We start from the raw sequence: 15,235 nt of genomic DNA on the forward strand, positions 1-15,235 counted from the left end.
ATGGCTGACGAACCCCTCGTCCTCGGCATCGAGACCTCGTGCGACGAGACCGGCGTCGGCGTCGTCCGCGGCCACACGCTGCTCGCCGACGCCGTCGCCTCCAGCGTGGACGACCACGCCAGGTACGGCGGCGTGGTGCCGGAGATCGCGAGCCGGGCGCACCTGGAGGAGATGGTCCCGACCATCGAGCGGGCGCTGGCCGAGGCCGGGGTCGCGGCCGCCGACCTGGACGCGATCGCCGTCACGGCCGGGCCCGGGCTCGCGGGGGCCCTGCTGGTCGGGGTCTCGGCCGCGAAGGCGTACGCGTACGCGCTCGGCAAGCCGCTGTACGGCGTCAACCACCTGGCCTCCCACATCTGTGTCGACCAGCTGGAACACGGGCCGCTGCCCGAGCCGACGATGGCGCTGCTGGTCTCGGGCGGGCACTCCTCGCTCCTGCTGGCGCCCGACATCACCGCCGACGTCCGGCCGCTCGGCGCCACCATCGACGACGCGGCGGGCGAGGCGTTCGACAAGGTGGCCAGGGTGCTCGGGCTCGGCTTCCCCGGCGGCCCCGCCATCGACCGGCTGGCCAGGGAGGGCGACCCGGAGGCGGTGCGGTTCCCGCGCGGGCTGACCGGCCCGCGGGACGCGCCGTTCGACTTCTCCTTCTCCGGCCTGAAGACGGCGGTCGCCCGCTGGGTGGAGACGCAGCGGGCCGCGGGGGTCGCGGTGCCGGTGGCCGACGTGGCGGCCTCCTTCCAGGAGGCGGTCACCGACGTGCTGACGCGCAAGGCGATCCGGGCCTGCCGCGCCGAGGGCGTGGAGCACCTGATGATCGGCGGGGGCGTGGCGGCCAACTCCAGGCTGCGGGCGATGGCCGAGGAGCGCTGCGCGGCGGCCGGGATCACGCTGCGGGTGCCGCGGCCGAAGCTGTGCACCGACAACGGCGCGATGGTGGCCGCGCTCGGCGCGGAGATGGTGGCGAGGAACCGGCAGCCCTCCGCCTGGGACCTGCCCGCTGACTCCTCCCTGCCGGTGACGCGGCCGCACGTTCCCGCGGGGCACCACCACTGATGGCGGTGGCGCTGATGTGGGAGGCGAGGGCGGCGGCCGGGCGGGGCGGCGAGCTGCTCGACTGGGTGCGCGCCCAGCGGCTGAGCCCGGCCCCGAGCCGCCGCGAGACCTTCACCGCCGAGCCCGACCGGGTGCTGGTGATCACCTGGTACGGGGAGCCGGAGCCTGTCGGCGGCCCGCCCGAGCTGCCGGACCCGCCGGCCGGGCTGCTGCACCGCCCGGTGCACCGCTGGCGGTTCACTCCGGTCGGCTGAAGGGCCGGGCCAGGAGCATCGCCTGGCGTCCCGCCACCCGCGTGAGGAACACCGTGGCCGCGCCCGGGCCCTGGGGCTTGAGCCGCTTCAGCAGCTCCTCAGGGGTGAGCGCGGAGCCGCGCTTCTTGACGGTCACGGTGCCGACGCCGCGCTCCCGCAGCAGGGCACGCAGCCGTTTCACGTGGAAGGGCAGCACGTCGGTGACCTCGTAGGCGGTGGCGAAGGCCGCGTCGCCCTCCGCGGGCGGGGCAGGGGGGCGGTCGCTGGCGATGTAGGCGATCGTCGGGTCCAGGAGGTGGCCGCCGAGGCGCTCGGCGGCCTCGGCCACCAGGTGGGCCCTGATCACGGCGCCGTCGGGCTCGTACAGGTAGCGGGCGGGCGGGCCGGTCGGCGCCTTGGCGGCGCCCGTGCCGGTGAGCGAGACGCCGGAGGGCAGCAGGGTGGCGCGCCGCGGCGGGGCCTGGCCGGCCGGGCGGCCGGTGCCGAACCACAGCACGGCCTCCTTCACCTCCCCCCGGTGGGAGACCCATTCGGCCTCCGCGTCCTCGGGCACGGCCTCGTGCGGGAGCCCGGGGGCGAGCTTCAGCGCCGCCCACCGGGTGTGGCGGGCGGCCCCCAGGGCCCAGGAGAGCGGGGGAGAGTACGCCTCGGGGTCGAAGACCCGGCCGCGTCCGCCGCGGCGCGCGGGGTCGGCGAACACCGCGTCGATCTCGCCGCGCGCGGCCAGGCCCGCGAGGTCGGTGTCCTCGACGGCCTCCCGGCGCACCTCGATGCGGTCGGCGAGGCCGAGCGCCGCCGCGTTGGCCTCGGCGACCGCGCAGGTGAGGGGGTCCCGGTCGACGGCGAGCACGGCGAGGCCGGCGCGGGCCAGGGCGAGGGCGTCGCCGCCGATCCCGCAGCACAGGTCCGCGATCCGGCGCACGCCGAGCGCGGCGAAACGCTCCGCGCGCCGGGCGGCGACGGGGGCGCGGGTGGCCTGTTCCACGCCCTCGGGCGTGAAGTACATCCGCTCCGCCTCCGCGCCGAACTTGGCGGCCGCGCGCTGCCGCAGCCGGGCCTGGGTGAGGGCGGCGGAGACCAGCGAGGGCGGGTGGGCGCGGCGCAGGCGGGTGGCCGTGGCGAGCTCGTCGGCGGGGGCGAGGCCGCGCAGCTGGCCGAGCAGGTCCTGGCCCTCCTCGGTCAGCAGGGCGAGGAAGGAGGCGCGGGGGTCGGGGGCGCCGGGCGGGGCGGGTGCCGCCGGGCGGCGCGGGGGAGAGGAGGCCACCCGGGTCATTCTCCCCGGGCGGCGCGGAACGGCGGTCGGCGGATCGGCGCCCGCGGTGGCAGCATCCCGAGCCATGGAGATTATCGGACAAGTGCGACAAAATGATCAAAGGGTGAAACGTCGGCTGCTGCGGGGTGCCGCCCTGGGCGGGGCGACGATACTCGCCCTGATCTGTTCCGGCGCGGGACTGCCCGCGTTCCTCAGGCCCGCCGCCCCGGAGGGCGAATCCGACGCCTCCGCCCGGTTGCCGAGCGCCGCCGCGCCCGCGCCCGGCGGTCCCGAACTCGGCGGCGGCCTGCCCTTCGGCGCACCGCAGCGCGCCCAGGCGCTCGGCCTCGCCGACGCGCTGGCCGGCTACGCGCGCAACCTCAAGCACGCGGAGGCGCTCCGCGTCGCGGCCGCCAAGTCCTGGGGGCTGCCGCGCGTTCCGCTGCGGGCCCCCACGCCGCCGAGGCGGAAGCCGGGGCTGGTCAGCGAGCCCGGCCACCTCACCGGCAAGGGGCTGCCTCCGGTCCTCGTCCAGGTGCCCACCGAGGAGAAGGTGGTCTTCCTCACCATCGACGACGGCGCGGAGAAGGACCCGGAGCTGCTGCGGATGCTGCGCGAACTCGACGTGCCCTTCACCGGCTTCCTCTCCGACGAGGTGGCCCGCGCCGACTACGGCTACTTCAGGAAGGCGCACCGCGAGGGCGCCGGGATGCAGAACCACACCGTCAACCACCGGGAGCTGACCGCACTCTCCTACGCGGAGCAGCGCGCCGAGATCTGCCGCCAGCAGGACAACCTGGAGCGCGAGATCGGCGAGCGCCCCACCCTCTTCCGCCCGCCCTACGGCGCCTACAACCGCGACACCCTGCGCGCCGCGGCCTCCTGCGGCATCGAGGTGGTGCCGCTGTGGGCGGAGGAGGCGTTCCCCGACCGGATCGACTGGGGCCGGGGCGATCGCAGGCTGCACCCGGGAGACATCATCCTCACGCACTTCCGCGGGGAGGCCGAATGGCAGGCGAGCATGCCCGACATGGTCCGCCGCCTCCTGCGGACCGTGACCGAACAGGGGTTCGCCGTCGCCCGGCTGGAAGACTACGTCTGAGCGCCGCCGGCCCGGCGGCGCGCCGCGCGCCCGGGCCGGGTCGCCTGCGGCTAGGCTCCCGACACCCCGAGGGCGTTGGCACTCTAGTTGACTGAGTGCTAACCGCCGCATAATCTCGGCGTTGGCACTCTCCACCGGTGAGTGCCAATCACCGCGCGACAGGCGGATCCGGCACCCGCGACGACGGGTCCACCAGGTCGCCATCCAGCCATAGATAACCCCGTGATCTCCGAAGGGGGAGGTCGGATCGTGACGACCGTCAGCTCCAAGGTTGCCATCAAGCCGCTCGAGGACCGCATTGTGGTCCAGCCGCTCGACGCCGAGCAGACCACGGCCTCTGGCCTGGTCATTCCGGACACCGCCAAGGAGAAGCCCCAGGAGGGCACCGTCCTTGCCGTGGGTCCCGGCCGCTTCGAGGACGGCAACCGCCTGCCGCTCGACGTCAAGGTCGGCGACATCGTGCTCTACAGCAAGTACGGCGGCACCGAGGTGAAGTACAACAACGAGGACTACCTCGTCCTCTCGGCTCGCGACGTCCTCGCGATCATCGAGAAGTAACGGCACCCGGCGTACCGCAGTACTCCACGCCGCGCCCCGGTACCCGCGCCTGATTCCCGAATCCTGAGTCGGGCCGGGCCCGGGGCCCGGGGCGCGGCCGTTCGGACGACGTTCACCGAGAAGACTAGGCACAAGGGACAACCACACCCATGGCGAAGATCCTGAAATTCGACGAGGACGCCAGGCGCGCCCTCGAACGCGGCGTGAACAAGCTCGCCGACGCGGTCAAGGTGACCATCGGTCCCAAGGGGCGCAACGTCGTCATCGACAAGAAGTTCGGCGCCCCGACGATCACCAACGACGGCGTCACCATCGCGCGTGAGGTCGAGGCGGACGACCCCTACGAGAACCTCGGCGCCCAGCTGGTGAAGGAGGTGGCGACCAAGACCAACGACATCGCGGGCGACGGCACCACCACCGCCACCGTGCTGGCCCAGGCGCTCGTCCGCGAGGGGCTGCGCAACGTCGCCGCCGGCGCCTCCCCCGCCGGTCTCAAGCGGGGCATCGACGCCGCCGTGGCCGCCGTGGCCGAGGACCTGAAGGCGGGCGCCAGGCCGATCGACTCCAAGGAGGACATCGCCGCGGTCGCCGCGCTCTCCGCGCAGGACAAGCAGGTCGGCGAGCTGATCGCCGAGGCGATGGACAAGGTCGGCAAGGACGGCGTCATCACCGTCGAGGAGTCGCAGACCTTCGGCCTCGAGCTGGACTTCACCGAGGGCATGGCCTTCGACAAGGGCTACCTGTCGCACTACATGGTCACCGACCAGGAGCGCATGGAGGCCGTCCTCGACGACCCCTACATCCTGATCCACCAGGGCAAGATCTCCTCCATCCAGGACCTGCTCCCGCTGCTGGAGAAGATCATGCAGGCCGGCTCCTCGCGGCCGCTGCTGCTCATCGCCGAGGACGTCGAGGGCGAGGCGCTCTCCACCCTCGTGGTGAACAAGATCCGCGGCACGTTCAACTCGGTGGCCGTCAAGGCCCCCGGCTTCGGCGACCGCCGCAAGGCGATGCTCGGCGACATGGCGACGCTCACCGGCGCCACCGTGATCTCCGAGGAGGTCGGCCTCAAGCTCGACCAGGTCGGCCTCGACGTGCTGGGCCGCGCCCGCCGCGTCACGGTCACCAAGGACGACACCACGATCGTCGACGGCGCGGGCAACGCGGCCGACATCGAGGGCCGGGTGGCGACGATCAAGGCCGAGATCGAGACCACCGACTCCGACTGGGACCGCGAGAAGCTCCAGGAGCGGCTCGCCAAGCTGGCCGGCGGCGTGTGCGTCATCCGCGTCGGCGCCGCCACCGAGGTGGAGCTGAAGGAGAAGAAGCACCGCCTGGAGGACGCCATCTCCGCCACCCGCGCGGCGGTCGAGGAGGGCATCGTCCCCGGCGGCGGCGCCTCCCTGGTGCACTCCGCGAAGGTGCTGGACGACGGCCTGGGCCGCACCGGTGACGAGGCCACCGGCGTGGCGATCGTGCGCCGGGCCGCGGTGGAGCCGCTGCGCTGGATCGCCGAGAACGCCGGCCTCGAGGGCTACGTGATCACCTCCAAGGTGGCCGACCTCGACAAGGGCCAGGGCTTCAACGCGGCCACCGGCACCTACGGCGACCTGGTGAAGGACGGCGTCATCGACCCGGTCAAGGTGACCCGCTCCGCGCTGCAGAACGCCGCCTCCATCGCCTCCCTGCTGCTCACCACCGAGACCCTGGTGGTGGAGAAGAAGGAGGAGGAGCCGGAGGAGGCCGGGCACGGCCACGGCCACGCGCACTGAGGCCGCGGCGCCCGCCGCACGCACGTGGGCCCGCCGGGCCGGACATCAGGTCCGGCCCGGCGGGCCTTCCGCTTGCCGGGTCGGCTCGTTCGACGGGCGGGGGCGGGCGTGGCGCGCCGCGGTCCCCGCGCCTCAGTGCTGCGGGCCGAACCGGCGGCCGGCCCGCGAGGTCAGGCCGCCGAGCGCCGCGCGCGGCAGCAGCCTGGCGGCTCCCATGAGGATCTTGTAGCGGGCGTCGGGGACGCTGACCGTCCGGCCCCGGGCCAGGTCCCGCAGCCCCGCGTCCACCACCCGGTCGGCGTCCAGCCACATCCACCCGGGGATCCGGTCCACCCGCATCCCGGCCCGCCGGTGGAACTCGGTGCGCACGAAGCCGGGGCACAGCGCCAGCAGCCGCACCCCGCTGCCGCGCAGTTCCCGCGCCGCCGCCTCGGTGAAGCGCACCACCCACGCCTTCGAGGCCCCGTAGGTGCCGCGGTTCAGGAAGGCCGCCACGGAGGCCACGTTCACCACCCCGCCCCGGCCCCGCTCGCGCATCGCCCCGGCGGCGGCCGAGGTCAGCCGGAGCACCGCCTCGCAGTGCACCCGCAGCATCGCCAGCTCCTCGGCCACCGAGGCGTCCAGGTAGGGGCCGCTCAGCCCGAAGCCGGCGTTGTTGACCAGCAGTCCCACCGGCTGGGAACGGTCCTGGAGCCGGTCGGCCACGGCCGCTATGCCCTCCTCGGTCGCCAGGTCGGCGCCGAGCACCGCGGCCTCGACCCCGTGCCGGTCGTGCAGTTCGGTCGCCTGCCGCCGCAGCGCCTCGCGGTCGCGTGCCACCAGCACCAGGTCGTACCGGTCGCGGGCCAGCCGCCGGGCGAAGGCGGCGCCGATGCCCGAGGTCGCTCCTGTCACCAAAGCCGTTGTCATGAGAGGGACCGTAGTGGGCACCCGGCTGGGCGCGTGCCGAGGTGCGGGCGGAGCACGGGCCGGGCCGTGACCCGGCGGGGCCCGTCCCGCCCGGCGCGCCTCTGCTCGCCCCGGGCCGGCCCGGCACGGGGGAGCGGCCAGGACGTCACGGGAGGTCAGTGGTGGGCTTCACGCCGGTGAGCGGCGCTCGCGTCGACCAGGCCGCGCCTGGCCCGGCCGAGCAGCTCCTCGCGCTCGTCCTCGGTGAGACCGCCCCAGACGCCGTAGGGCTCGCGGACCGACAGCGCGTGCGCCGCGCACTCCGCGCGCACCGGACAGCGCATGCACACCTCCTTCGCCGCCTCCTCGCGGGCACTGCGGGCCGCGCCGCGCTCGCCCTCCGGGTGGAAGAACAGCGAGCTGTCCACTCCACGGCAGGCGGCGAGCAGCTGCCAGTCCCACAGGTCGGCGTTGGGGCCCGGAAGGCGGGAGAAATCTGCCATGACAGTGTCCCATCGTCATCAAGGCTGTGGAAGCAGATGTAAATATGACTACCAGTCGAATATAGCCATGAAACCCCCTTGAGGGGCAAAAAGGTCTAAAAAGGGCAAAAAGCAACATCCGGCGTGTTTACCGGAGCACGGCTGTTCCGTGAGCGGTCGCTCACGTAGAGTGCTGCTGCTGTGTGATCGGCGACCGTAACTCTTTCGGGTGACCGTCGTTGAGAGGGCGGAGGCGGTTGGCACGGCCTGCCAATCGCGTAGGTGACGACACGAACTGCCTGGAGGCTCAAGGTGATGCGCATCAGCTGCGGAGGGCGGCCATGACTTCCGTCCTCGTCTGCGACGACTCCCCCCTCGCCCGGGAGGCGCTCCGCCGCGCGGTCGCGACCGTGCCCGGCGTCGAGCGGGTCACGACCGCTGCCAACGGCGAGGAAGTCCTCCGCCGCTGGGGCGCCGACCGCTCCGACCTCATTCTGATGGACGTCCGGATGCCGGGCCTCGGCGGCGTCGAGACCGTCAGGCGGCTGCTGTCCGCCGACCCGGGAGCGCGCATCATCATGCTGACCGTGGCCGAGGACCTGGACGGCGTGGCGCTCGCCGTCGCCGCCGGGGCCCGCGGCTACCTGCACAAGGACGCCTCGCGCGCCGAGTTGCGCGCCACCGTCACCCAGGCGCTCGCCGATCCCACCTGGCGCCTGGCCCCGCGTCGCCTGCGCTCCTCCGACATGGGGGCCGCGCCCACGCTGACCGCCCGGGAGATCCAGGTGCTCGAGGGCATGAGCCACGGCCGGTCGAACGCGGAGATCGGCAGGGAGCTGTTCCTGTCGGAGGACACCGTCAAGACCCACGCCCGGCGGCTGTTCAAGAAGCTCGGCGCCTCGGACCGGGCGCACGCCGTGGCCCTCGGCTTCCGCTGGGGCCTGGTCCGCTGAGGGCGGAGAAGACCGGACGGGGGTCGACGGGGAACGCGGCCGGCCGCTGTCACCCCGTCCGGTGAGGAGCGGGATTCAAAAGATTCCCGGGTGCCGCATCCTTGAATGCATGACGCTCCTTGGGGACGAGCAAGCCTGGTGCGAGGGGAGAGCTGGGGACGTGACTCCCATCGCGCCCGCACATAACGCTTCGGTGCACAACTCGGCCCATGGTGGCCCGGACCGTGCGACGACGGTGCACCATGGACCGATGCGCGATGACGACAGCACCGGGATCGGCGCCCTCGTGCATCGCGCGGCCGAGGGGGACGCCCAGGCCACCCACGACCTGCTGGCCCACGTGCATCCGCTGGCCGTGCGCTACTGCCGGGTGCGGCTGGCCCGGCTGCCGGGAGAGGCCAGGCACTTCGTCGACGACCTCGCCCAGGAGGTGTGCCTCGCGGTGCTGTGCGCGCTGCCGCGCTACCGCGACACCGGGCGGCCCTTCGACGCCTTCGTCGTCTCCATCGCCCAGCACAAGGTCGCCGACCTCCAGCGCGCCGCGCTGCGCGGCCCCGGCAGCACCGCGGTGCCCTCCGACGAGATGCCCGAGCGGCCCGACGACTCCCTCGGACCGGAGGAGCGGGCGCTGCAGAGCAGCGACGCCGAGTGGGCCAGGCGGCTGCTCGCCAACCTTCCCCGGCACCTGCGCGAGCTGGTGCTGCTCCGGGTCGCCATCGGGCTGACCGCGGAGGAGACCGGGCAGAAGCTCGGCATGTCGCCCGGGGCCGTCCGGGTCGCCCAGCACCGCGCCCTCTCCCGCCTGCGCGACCTCGCCGGCCGCTGACCCCGCCCCGGCCGCGGGCCGGGCGTGCTCCCCGGCCGTCCGGGTGAGGTGTGCCGGGGCCGTAAGCTGGACACCCCGGCCGGGTGGGCCCGAGGGGAGCAGGGAAGCGCACGGAAGGCTGTCATGACTGATTACGCGGGTGGGGTGCCGGAGAAGTTCGCGGCGCTTGGACTGACCTTCGACGACGTGCTGCTGCTGCCGGGTGCCGCGGACATGGAGCCGGGCGACATCGACACCTCCTCGCGCCTCACGCGCAACGTCCGGGTGAACGTTCCGCTGATCTCCGCCGCGATGGACAAGGTCACCGAGGCCCGGATGGCCATCGCCATGGCCAGGCAGGGCGGCGCCGGCGTGCTGCACCGGAACCTGTCGATCGAGGAGCAGGCCGCCCAGGTCGACCGGGTCAAGCGCTCGGAGTCCGGCATGGTCGCCGACCCGATCACCATCGGCCCGGACGCCACGCTGCGGGAGGCCGACGAGCTGTGCGGGCGCTTCCGGATCAGCGGCGTGCCGGTCACCGACGCGGCCGGGCGGCTGCTGGGCATCGTCACCAACCGGGACATGGCCTTCGAGCCCGACCGCGGCCGGCAGGTACGCGAGGTGATGACCCCGATGCCGCTGGTCACGGGGCGGGTCGGGATCTCGGCCCAGGAGGCCGTCGAGCTGCTGCGGCGGCACAAGATCGAGAAGCTGCCGCTGGTCGACGACGAGGGCAGGCTCCGCGGGCTGATCACCGTCAAGGACTTCGTGAAGGCCGAGCAGTACCCCAACGCCGCCAAGGACGCCGAGGGACGCCTGATCGTCGGCGCCGCGGTCGGCGTCACCGGCGACGCCTACGAGCGGGCCGAGGCCCTGATCGAGGCCGGGGTGGACTTCCTCGTGGTGGACACCGCGCACGGGCACTCCCGGCTGGTCCCGGAGATGGCCGCCAAGATCAAGTCCCACCACGAGGGCGTGGACGTGGTCGCCGGCAACGTCGCCACCAGGGACGGCGCCAAGGCGCTGGTGGACGCGGGCGTGGACGGCATCAAGGTGGGCGTGGGCCCGGGCTCCATCTGCACCACGCGGGTGGTCGCCGGGATCGGCGTCCCCCAGGTCACCGCGATCTACGAGGCCTCGCTCGCCGCCCGCGAGGCGGGCATCCCGGTCATCGGCGACGGCGGCCTGCAGTACAGCGGCGACATCGCCAAGGCCCTGGTGGCCGGCGCGGACACCGTGATGCTCGGCAGCCTGCTGGCCGGCTGCGAGGAGTCCCCGGGCGAGCTGCTGTTCATCAACGGCAAGCAGTTCAAGTCCTACCGGGGGATGGGCTCCCTCGGCGCGATGCAGTCGCGCGGCGAGCGCCGCTCGTTCTCCAAGGACCGCTACTTCCAGCAGGACGTGGGCGACGACGAGAAGCTGATCCCCGAGGGCGTCGAGGGCCAGGTGCCCTTCCGCGGCCCGCTGGCCTCCGTCGTGCACCAGCTCGTCGGCGGGCTGCACCAGTCGATGTACTACCTCGGCGGCCGGACGATCCCCGAGATCAAGGAGCGGGGGCGCTTCGTGCGGATCACGGCCGCCGGTCTCAAGGAAAGCCACCCGCACGACATCCAGATGACGACCGAGGCGCCCAACTACTCGGGGCGGTGAGCCCCTCCGCGATACTGGGGCGTGCACACCGCAAGGAAGGGCTCTGGACGTGACTGAGATCGAGATCGGGCGCGGCAAGCGCGGACGGCGGGCGTACGCCTTCGACGACATCGCCGTGGTGCCGAGCCGGCGCACGCGCGACCCCAAGGAGGTCTCGATCGCCTGGCAGATCGACGCCTACCGGTTCGAGCTGCCGTTCCTGGCCGCGCCGATGGACTCGGTGGTCTCCCCGGCCACCGCGATCCGCATCGGCCGGCTCGGCGGGCTCGGGGTGCTCAACCTCGAGGGCCTGTGGACGCGTTACGAGGACCCGGAGCCGCTGCTCGCCGAGATCGCCGAGCTCGACGAGGCGTCGGCCAACCGGCGGCTCCAGCAGATCTACGCGGAGCCGATCCAGGAAGAGCTGATCTTCCGGCGCATCCGCGAGGTCAGGGAGTCCGGCGTGGTGACCGCGGCGGCCCTCTCGCCGCAGCGCACCGCGCAGTTCTCCAAGGCGGTGCTCGACGCCGGCGTGGACATCTTCGTGATCCGCGGCACCACGGTCTCCGCCGAGCACGTGTCCGGTGCGGCCGAGCCGCTGAACCTGAAGCAGTTCATCTACGAGCTCGACGTGCCGGTGATCGTCGGCGGCTGCGCCACCTACACGGCGGCGCTGCACCTGATGCGGACCGGGGCGGCCGGGGTGCTCGTCGGCTTCGGCGGCGGCGCCGCGCACACCACCCGCAACGTGCTGGGCATTCAGGTCCCGATGGCCACGGCCGTGGCCGACGTGGCGGCGGCCAGGCGGGACTACATGGACGAGTCGGGCGGGCGGTACGCGCACGTCATCGCGGACGGCGGCGTCGGCTGGTCGGGCGACCTGCCGAAGGCCATCGCCTGCGGCGCCGACGCGGTGATGATGGGCTCGCCGCTGGCCAGGGCCACCGACGCGCCGGGCCGCGGGCACCACTGGGGCATGGAGGCGGTGCACGAGGACGTGCCGCGCGGCAAGAAGGTCCACCTGGGCACCGTGGGGACCACGAAGGAGATCCTCACCGGGCCTTCGCACACCCCCGACGGCTCGATGAACTTCTTCGGCGCGCTGCGCCGGGCCATGGCGACCACGGGCTACTCGGAGCTGAAGGAGTTCCAGCGGGTCGAGGTCACGGTCGCCCGCTCGCGCTGATCCGCGCGCCCGCCGCGCGCCCGCCGGGCGCCCTCGCCGGCGGCTCAGAGCCGGTGCGCGGCGCCCGCCGGGGTGGCGCCGCAGGTGTCGAGCAGCAACTGCGCCTTCGCGGCCAGCCCCTGGAGGTCGTAGGTGGCGTGGTGCTGGAGGAGGAGGGTGAGGTCGGCGGCGGCGGCCGACTCGTAGAGCGACTCCGCGCGCGGCACCTGCCGGCCGCCGATGCACCAGGCGGTGACGAAGGGGTCGTGGAAGGTGAGCCTGGCCCCCAGGCCGAGCAGGCGGCCGGCGATCTCCGCGGCGGGGGCGCGCTCCTGGTCGGGCAGGTCGGGTTTGTAGGTGACGCCGAGCAGCAGCAGGTGGGCGCCGCGCGCCGACTTGCCGTGCTCGTTCAGCAGGGCGGCCGCGCGCCGCACCACGTAGCGCGGCATCCGGGCGTTGATGTCCCTGGCCAGCTCGACCATGGGCTGGCGGTGCCCGGGGTGGACGACGGGCCCGCCGTGGCCGCCGACGCCGGGTCCCGGCCGGAAGGCCTGGAAGCCGAAGGGCTTCGTCTCCGCGCAGCGCACCACGTCCCACAGGTCGATGCCGAGTTCGTGGCAGAGCACGGCCATCTCGTTGACCAGGGCGATGTTGACGTGCCTGAAGTTGGTCTCCAGGACCTTGGCGGCCTCGGCCTCGGGCAGGCCGCGGGCCCTGACCACCTTTTCGGTCAGCCGGCCGTAGAACGCGGCCGCCGCCTCGATGCAGGCGGGGGTGAGGCCGCCGATGACGCGCGGGGTGTTGGGGTAGCCGAAGGCGCGGCTGCCCGGGTCGAGGCGCCCCGGGGCGTGCGCCAGGTGGAAGTCGCGGCCGGCGCGCAGCCCTGAGCCGCGTTCGAGCAGGGGGCGCACCACCTCGTGGGTGGTGCCCGGGTAGACGGTGGACTCCAGGACGACGAGGGTGCGCGGCCTGAGCCGGGTGGCCAGGGTGCTGGCGGCGGCGCGCACGGCGCTCAGGTCCAGCGCCCCGTCGGTGGCCGGCGGGGTGGGCGCGCAGATCAGCGCGGTGCGCACGCGGCCGAGCACCGCCGGGTCGCTCGTCGCGCGGAAGCCCTTGGCCAGCATCCGGCGCAGTTCGGCGGCGGTGAGGGCCCCTTCCGCCGGGGGGCGTCCGGCGTTCAGTGCGGCGGCGTCCTGGGGCCGTGGCACGAAACCGACGGTGCCGATGCCGACGGCGGTGGCGGCCTGAGCGGCGGGCAGCCCGAGCTGCCCGAGGCCGAGAACGGCGAGATCAGCGGGCATCCGATTCGGCTCCTTCTCCCCACATGCGCGTCAAGTCAGCTTAGGCACATATATGAAAGTTCTGGGTGATTGACCGGTACGGCCCGGGTGCGGGCGCGCCAAACCCGCGGAAATGGGGGAGCATCGGTAGCGGAGCCGGTGTCACATGGGGTCGGACGGGTATACAGCCGATCCCACGACCGGGTGAGGCGAGGGCGTCCGGGCCGGAACGCGGGCGAACCACAGGCGAACGCAGGCGAGTCACAAGCGAACGCAGGCGAGTCACAGGCGAACCACAGGCGAACAGGGAGGCAGCGTGAAGACAGCCGCACTGGGGCCGGAGCAGCGCACGGGCGCACTCGCCCGGATGGCGGAACGGGAACTCGACATTCTCGTGGTCGGGGGCGGCATCGTCGGCGCCGGAACGGCACTGGACGCGGCCACGCGGGGCCTCGCCACCGGCCTCGTGGAGGCGAGGGACTGGGCCTCCGGCACGTCGAGCCGGTCGAGCAAGCTGATCCACGGCGGCCTGCGGTACCTGGAGATGCTCGACTTCGGGCTGGTCAGGGAGGCGCTGAAGGAGCGTGGGCTGCTGCTCGGCCGCATCGCCCCGCACCTGGTGCGCCCGGTCCCCTTCCTCTACCCGCTGCGGCACCGCGGCTGGGAGCGGCTGTACGCCGGCTCGGGCGTGGCGCTGTACGACGTCATGTCCGTCTCCTCGGGCCATGGCCGTGGCCTGCCGCGGCACCGGCACCTGAGCCGCCGGCACGCGCTGCGGGTCGCGCCCTGCCTCAAGAAGGAGGCACTGGTGGGCGCGTTGCAGTACTACGACGCGCAGGTGGACGACGCGCGGTACGTGGCCACGCTGGTGCGCACCGCCGCGAGCTACGGGGCGCACGTGGCCAACCGGGCGCGGGTGACCGAGTTCCTGCGCGAGGGGGAGCGGGTCGTCGGCGTGCAGGTGCGCGACCTGGAGCAGGAGGGCGTGTACGAGGTGCGCGCCCGGCAGGTGGTCAACGCCACCGGCGTGTGGACCGACGACACCCAGGCGATGATCGCGGAGCGGGGGCAGTTCCACGTCAGGGCGTCCAAGGGCATTCACCTGGTGGTGCCCAAGGACCGCATCCACTCCACCACCGGGCTGATCCTGCGCACCGAGACCAGCGTCCTGTTCGTCATCCCCTGGGGCAGGCACTGGATCGTCGGCACCACGGACACCGCCTGGGACCTGGACAAGGCCCACCCGGCCGCGTCCAGCGCCGACATCGACTACCTGCTCGAACACGTCAACGCCGTGCTGGCCGTGCCGCTCACCCGCGACGACGTGGAGGGGGTCTACGCGGGGCTGCGCCCGCTGCTGGCCGGGGAGTCGGACGCGACGAGCAAGCTGTCCCGGGAGCACACCGTGGCGCATCCGGTGCCGGGGCTCGTGGTGGTTGCGGGCGGGAAGTACACCACCTACCGGGTGATGGCCAAGGACGCCGTCGACGAGGCGGTGCACGGGCTCGACCAGCGGGTGGCCGCCTGCTGCACCGAGGAGGTACGGCTCGCCGGCGCCGAGGGGTACCACGCGCTGTGGAACGCGCGGGCCAGGCTGGCGGCGCGGTTCGGCCTGCACGAGGCGCGGGTGGAGCACCTGCTGCACCGCTACGGCTCTTTGACCGAGGAGGTGCTCGAACTCGTCGCGGGCGACCCGGTGCTGGGCGAGCCGCTGCCCGCGGCGGACGACTACCTGAAGGCCGAGATCGTCTACGCCTGCACACACGAGGGCGCCAGGCACCTGGAGGACGTGCTGACCCGCAGGACCCGGATCTCCATCGAGACCTTCGACCGCGGCACCCGCAGCGCCCGGCTGTGCGCCGAGTTGATGGCCGGGGTGCTCGGCTGGACGCCGGAGCAGGTGGAGCGGGAGGTCGAGCACTACGAGAAGCGGGTGGAGGCGGAACGGGAGTCGCAGCTGCAGCCGGACGACCAGACCGCGGACGCGGCCAGGCTCGGCGCCCCGGACACCGTGCCGCTCTGATTCCTTGCGGCTGCTC

At 73.4% G+C, this 15,235-nt stretch carries 14 protein-coding genes; 10 read left to right on the forward strand and 4 right to left on the reverse strand.

The window, feature by feature from the left end; all coding sequences use genetic code 11:
* Positions 1-1,056, forward strand: a complete 1,056-nt coding sequence (gene tsaD, locus D7294_RS00875; RefSeq protein WP_120674348.1) for a tRNA (adenosine(37)-N6)-threonylcarbamoyltransferase complex transferase subunit TsaD — start codon at positions 1-3, stop codon at positions 1,054-1,056.
* 14 nt (positions 1,057-1,070) lie between these two features.
* Positions 1,071-1,310 carry a hypothetical protein gene (locus D7294_RS00880; protein ID WP_422070637.1) on the forward strand — a complete coding sequence of 80 codons (240 nt, stop codon included), beginning with the start codon at positions 1,071-1,073 and terminating at the stop codon, positions 1,308-1,310.
* Here D7294_RS00880 and D7294_RS00885 read toward each other — a convergent pair.
* Positions 1,294-2,583, reverse strand: a complete 1,290-nt coding sequence (locus D7294_RS00885; RefSeq protein ID WP_120674353.1) for a THUMP-like domain-containing protein — start codon at positions 2,581-2,583, stop codon at positions 1,294-1,296. The genes D7294_RS00880 and D7294_RS00885 overlap by 17 nt on opposite strands.
* A 103-nt stretch (positions 2,584-2,686) precedes the next feature.
* Here D7294_RS00885 and D7294_RS00890 point away from each other — a divergent pair, with 103 nt between their 5' ends.
* The 3 genes from D7294_RS00890 (at position 2,687) to groL (ending at position 5,994) form a co-directional block, all read left to right on the forward strand.
* Positions 2,687-3,664 carry a polysaccharide deacetylase family protein gene (locus D7294_RS00890; RefSeq protein WP_241562008.1) on the forward strand — a complete coding sequence of 326 codons (978 nt, stop codon included), beginning with the start codon at positions 2,687-2,689 and terminating at the stop codon, positions 3,662-3,664.
* A gap of 249 nt (positions 3,665-3,913) precedes the next feature.
* Positions 3,914-4,222 (forward strand): co-chaperone GroES, encoded by a 309-nt coding sequence (gene groES / locus D7294_RS00895; protein ID WP_113686677.1) that lies wholly within the window; start codon positions 3,914-3,916, stop codon positions 4,220-4,222.
* Positions 4,223-4,371: 149 nt separating this feature from the next.
* Entirely contained in the window at positions 4,372-5,994 is a 1,623-nt protein-coding gene (groL, locus tag D7294_RS00900; RefSeq protein WP_120674357.1) for a chaperonin GroEL, read from the forward strand.
* 132 nt (positions 5,995-6,126) lie between these two features.
* Here the strand turns inward: groL and D7294_RS00905 are convergent, their stop codons facing one another.
* Positions 6,127-6,903 carry an SDR family NAD(P)-dependent oxidoreductase gene (locus D7294_RS00905; RefSeq protein ID WP_120674359.1) on the reverse strand — a complete coding sequence of 259 codons (777 nt, stop codon included), beginning with the start codon at positions 6,901-6,903 and terminating at the stop codon, positions 6,127-6,129.
* A 155-nt stretch (positions 6,904-7,058) separates the two neighbouring features.
* Entirely contained in the window at positions 7,059-7,385 is a 327-nt protein-coding gene (locus tag D7294_RS00910; RefSeq protein WP_120674361.1) for a WhiB family transcriptional regulator, read from the reverse strand.
* 320 nt (positions 7,386-7,705) lie between these two features.
* On the opposite strand from D7294_RS00910, the gene D7294_RS00915 reads away from it, so the two are divergent.
* The 4 genes from D7294_RS00915 (at position 7,706) to D7294_RS00935 (ending at position 11,937) form a co-directional block, all read left to right on the forward strand.
* Positions 7,706-8,317 (forward strand): response regulator transcription factor, encoded by a 612-nt coding sequence (locus tag D7294_RS00915; RefSeq protein WP_019431595.1) that lies wholly within the window; start codon positions 7,706-7,708, stop codon positions 8,315-8,317.
* 250 nt (positions 8,318-8,567) lie between these two features.
* The gene (gene shbA, locus D7294_RS00920) at positions 8,568-9,143 is read left to right on the forward strand and encodes an RNA polymerase sigma factor ShbA (protein ID WP_277751059.1); all 576 of its coding nucleotides are present in this window, start codon (positions 8,568-8,570) and stop codon (positions 9,141-9,143) included.
* Between the two features lie 123 nt (positions 9,144-9,266).
* Entirely contained in the window at positions 9,267-10,772 is a 1,506-nt protein-coding gene (guaB, locus tag D7294_RS00930) for an IMP dehydrogenase (protein ID WP_120674365.1), read from the forward strand.
* A 49-nt stretch (positions 10,773-10,821) separates the two neighbouring features.
* Entirely contained in the window at positions 10,822-11,937 is a 1,116-nt protein-coding gene (locus tag D7294_RS00935) for a GuaB3 family IMP dehydrogenase-related protein (protein ID WP_120674367.1), read from the forward strand.
* Between the two features lie 44 nt (positions 11,938-11,981).
* On the opposite strand, the gene D7294_RS00940 is transcribed toward D7294_RS00935, so the two are convergent.
* A complete protein-coding gene (locus D7294_RS00940; RefSeq protein ID WP_120674369.1) occupies positions 11,982-13,217 on the reverse strand; it encodes a nucleotide sugar dehydrogenase in 1,236 nt (411 codons plus the stop codon).
* Between the two features lie 295 nt (positions 13,218-13,512).
* Between D7294_RS00940 and D7294_RS00945 the strand changes: the two genes are divergently transcribed.
* Positions 13,513-15,219 carry a glycerol-3-phosphate dehydrogenase/oxidase gene (locus D7294_RS00945; protein ID WP_120674371.1) on the forward strand — a complete coding sequence of 569 codons (1,707 nt, stop codon included), beginning with the start codon at positions 13,513-13,515 and terminating at the stop codon, positions 15,217-15,219.
* Positions 15,220-15,235: the final 16 nt, after the last annotated feature.

The sequence above is a fragment of the Streptomyces hoynatensis genome, from assembly GCF_003626535.1.
In the GTDB taxonomy this organism is placed as follows: domain Bacteria; phylum Actinomycetota; class Actinomycetes; order Streptomycetales; family Streptomycetaceae; genus Streptomyces; species Streptomyces hoynatensis.

Coding starts and splice junctions, on each gene's coding strand:
- tsaD (WP_120674348.1), top strand. CDS start 1: ATGGCTGACGAACCCCTCGTCCTCGGCATCGAGACCTCGTGCGACGAG.
- D7294_RS00880 (WP_422070637.1), top strand. CDS start 1,071: ATGTGGGAGGCGAGGGCGGCGGCCGGGCGGGGCGGCGAGCTGCTCGAC.
- D7294_RS00885 (WP_120674353.1), bottom strand. CDS start 2,583: ATGACCCGGGTGGCCTCCTCTCCCCCGCGCCGCCCGGCGGCACCCGCC.
- groL (WP_120674357.1), top strand. CDS start 4,372: ATGGCGAAGATCCTGAAATTCGACGAGGACGCCAGGCGCGCCCTCGAA.
- D7294_RS00905 (WP_120674359.1), bottom strand. CDS start 6,903: ATGACAACGGCTTTGGTGACAGGAGCGACCTCGGGCATCGGCGCCGCC.
- D7294_RS00910 (WP_120674361.1), bottom strand. CDS start 7,385: ATGGCAGATTTCTCCCGCCTTCCGGGCCCCAACGCCGACCTGTGGGAC.
- D7294_RS00915 (WP_019431595.1), top strand. CDS start 7,706: ATGACTTCCGTCCTCGTCTGCGACGACTCCCCCCTCGCCCGGGAGGCG.
- shbA (WP_277751059.1), top strand. CDS start 8,568: ATGCGCGATGACGACAGCACCGGGATCGGCGCCCTCGTGCATCGCGCG.
- guaB (WP_120674365.1), top strand. CDS start 9,267: ATGACTGATTACGCGGGTGGGGTGCCGGAGAAGTTCGCGGCGCTTGGA.
- D7294_RS00940 (WP_120674369.1), bottom strand. CDS start 13,217: ATGCCCGCTGATCTCGCCGTTCTCGGCCTCGGGCAGCTCGGGCTGCCC.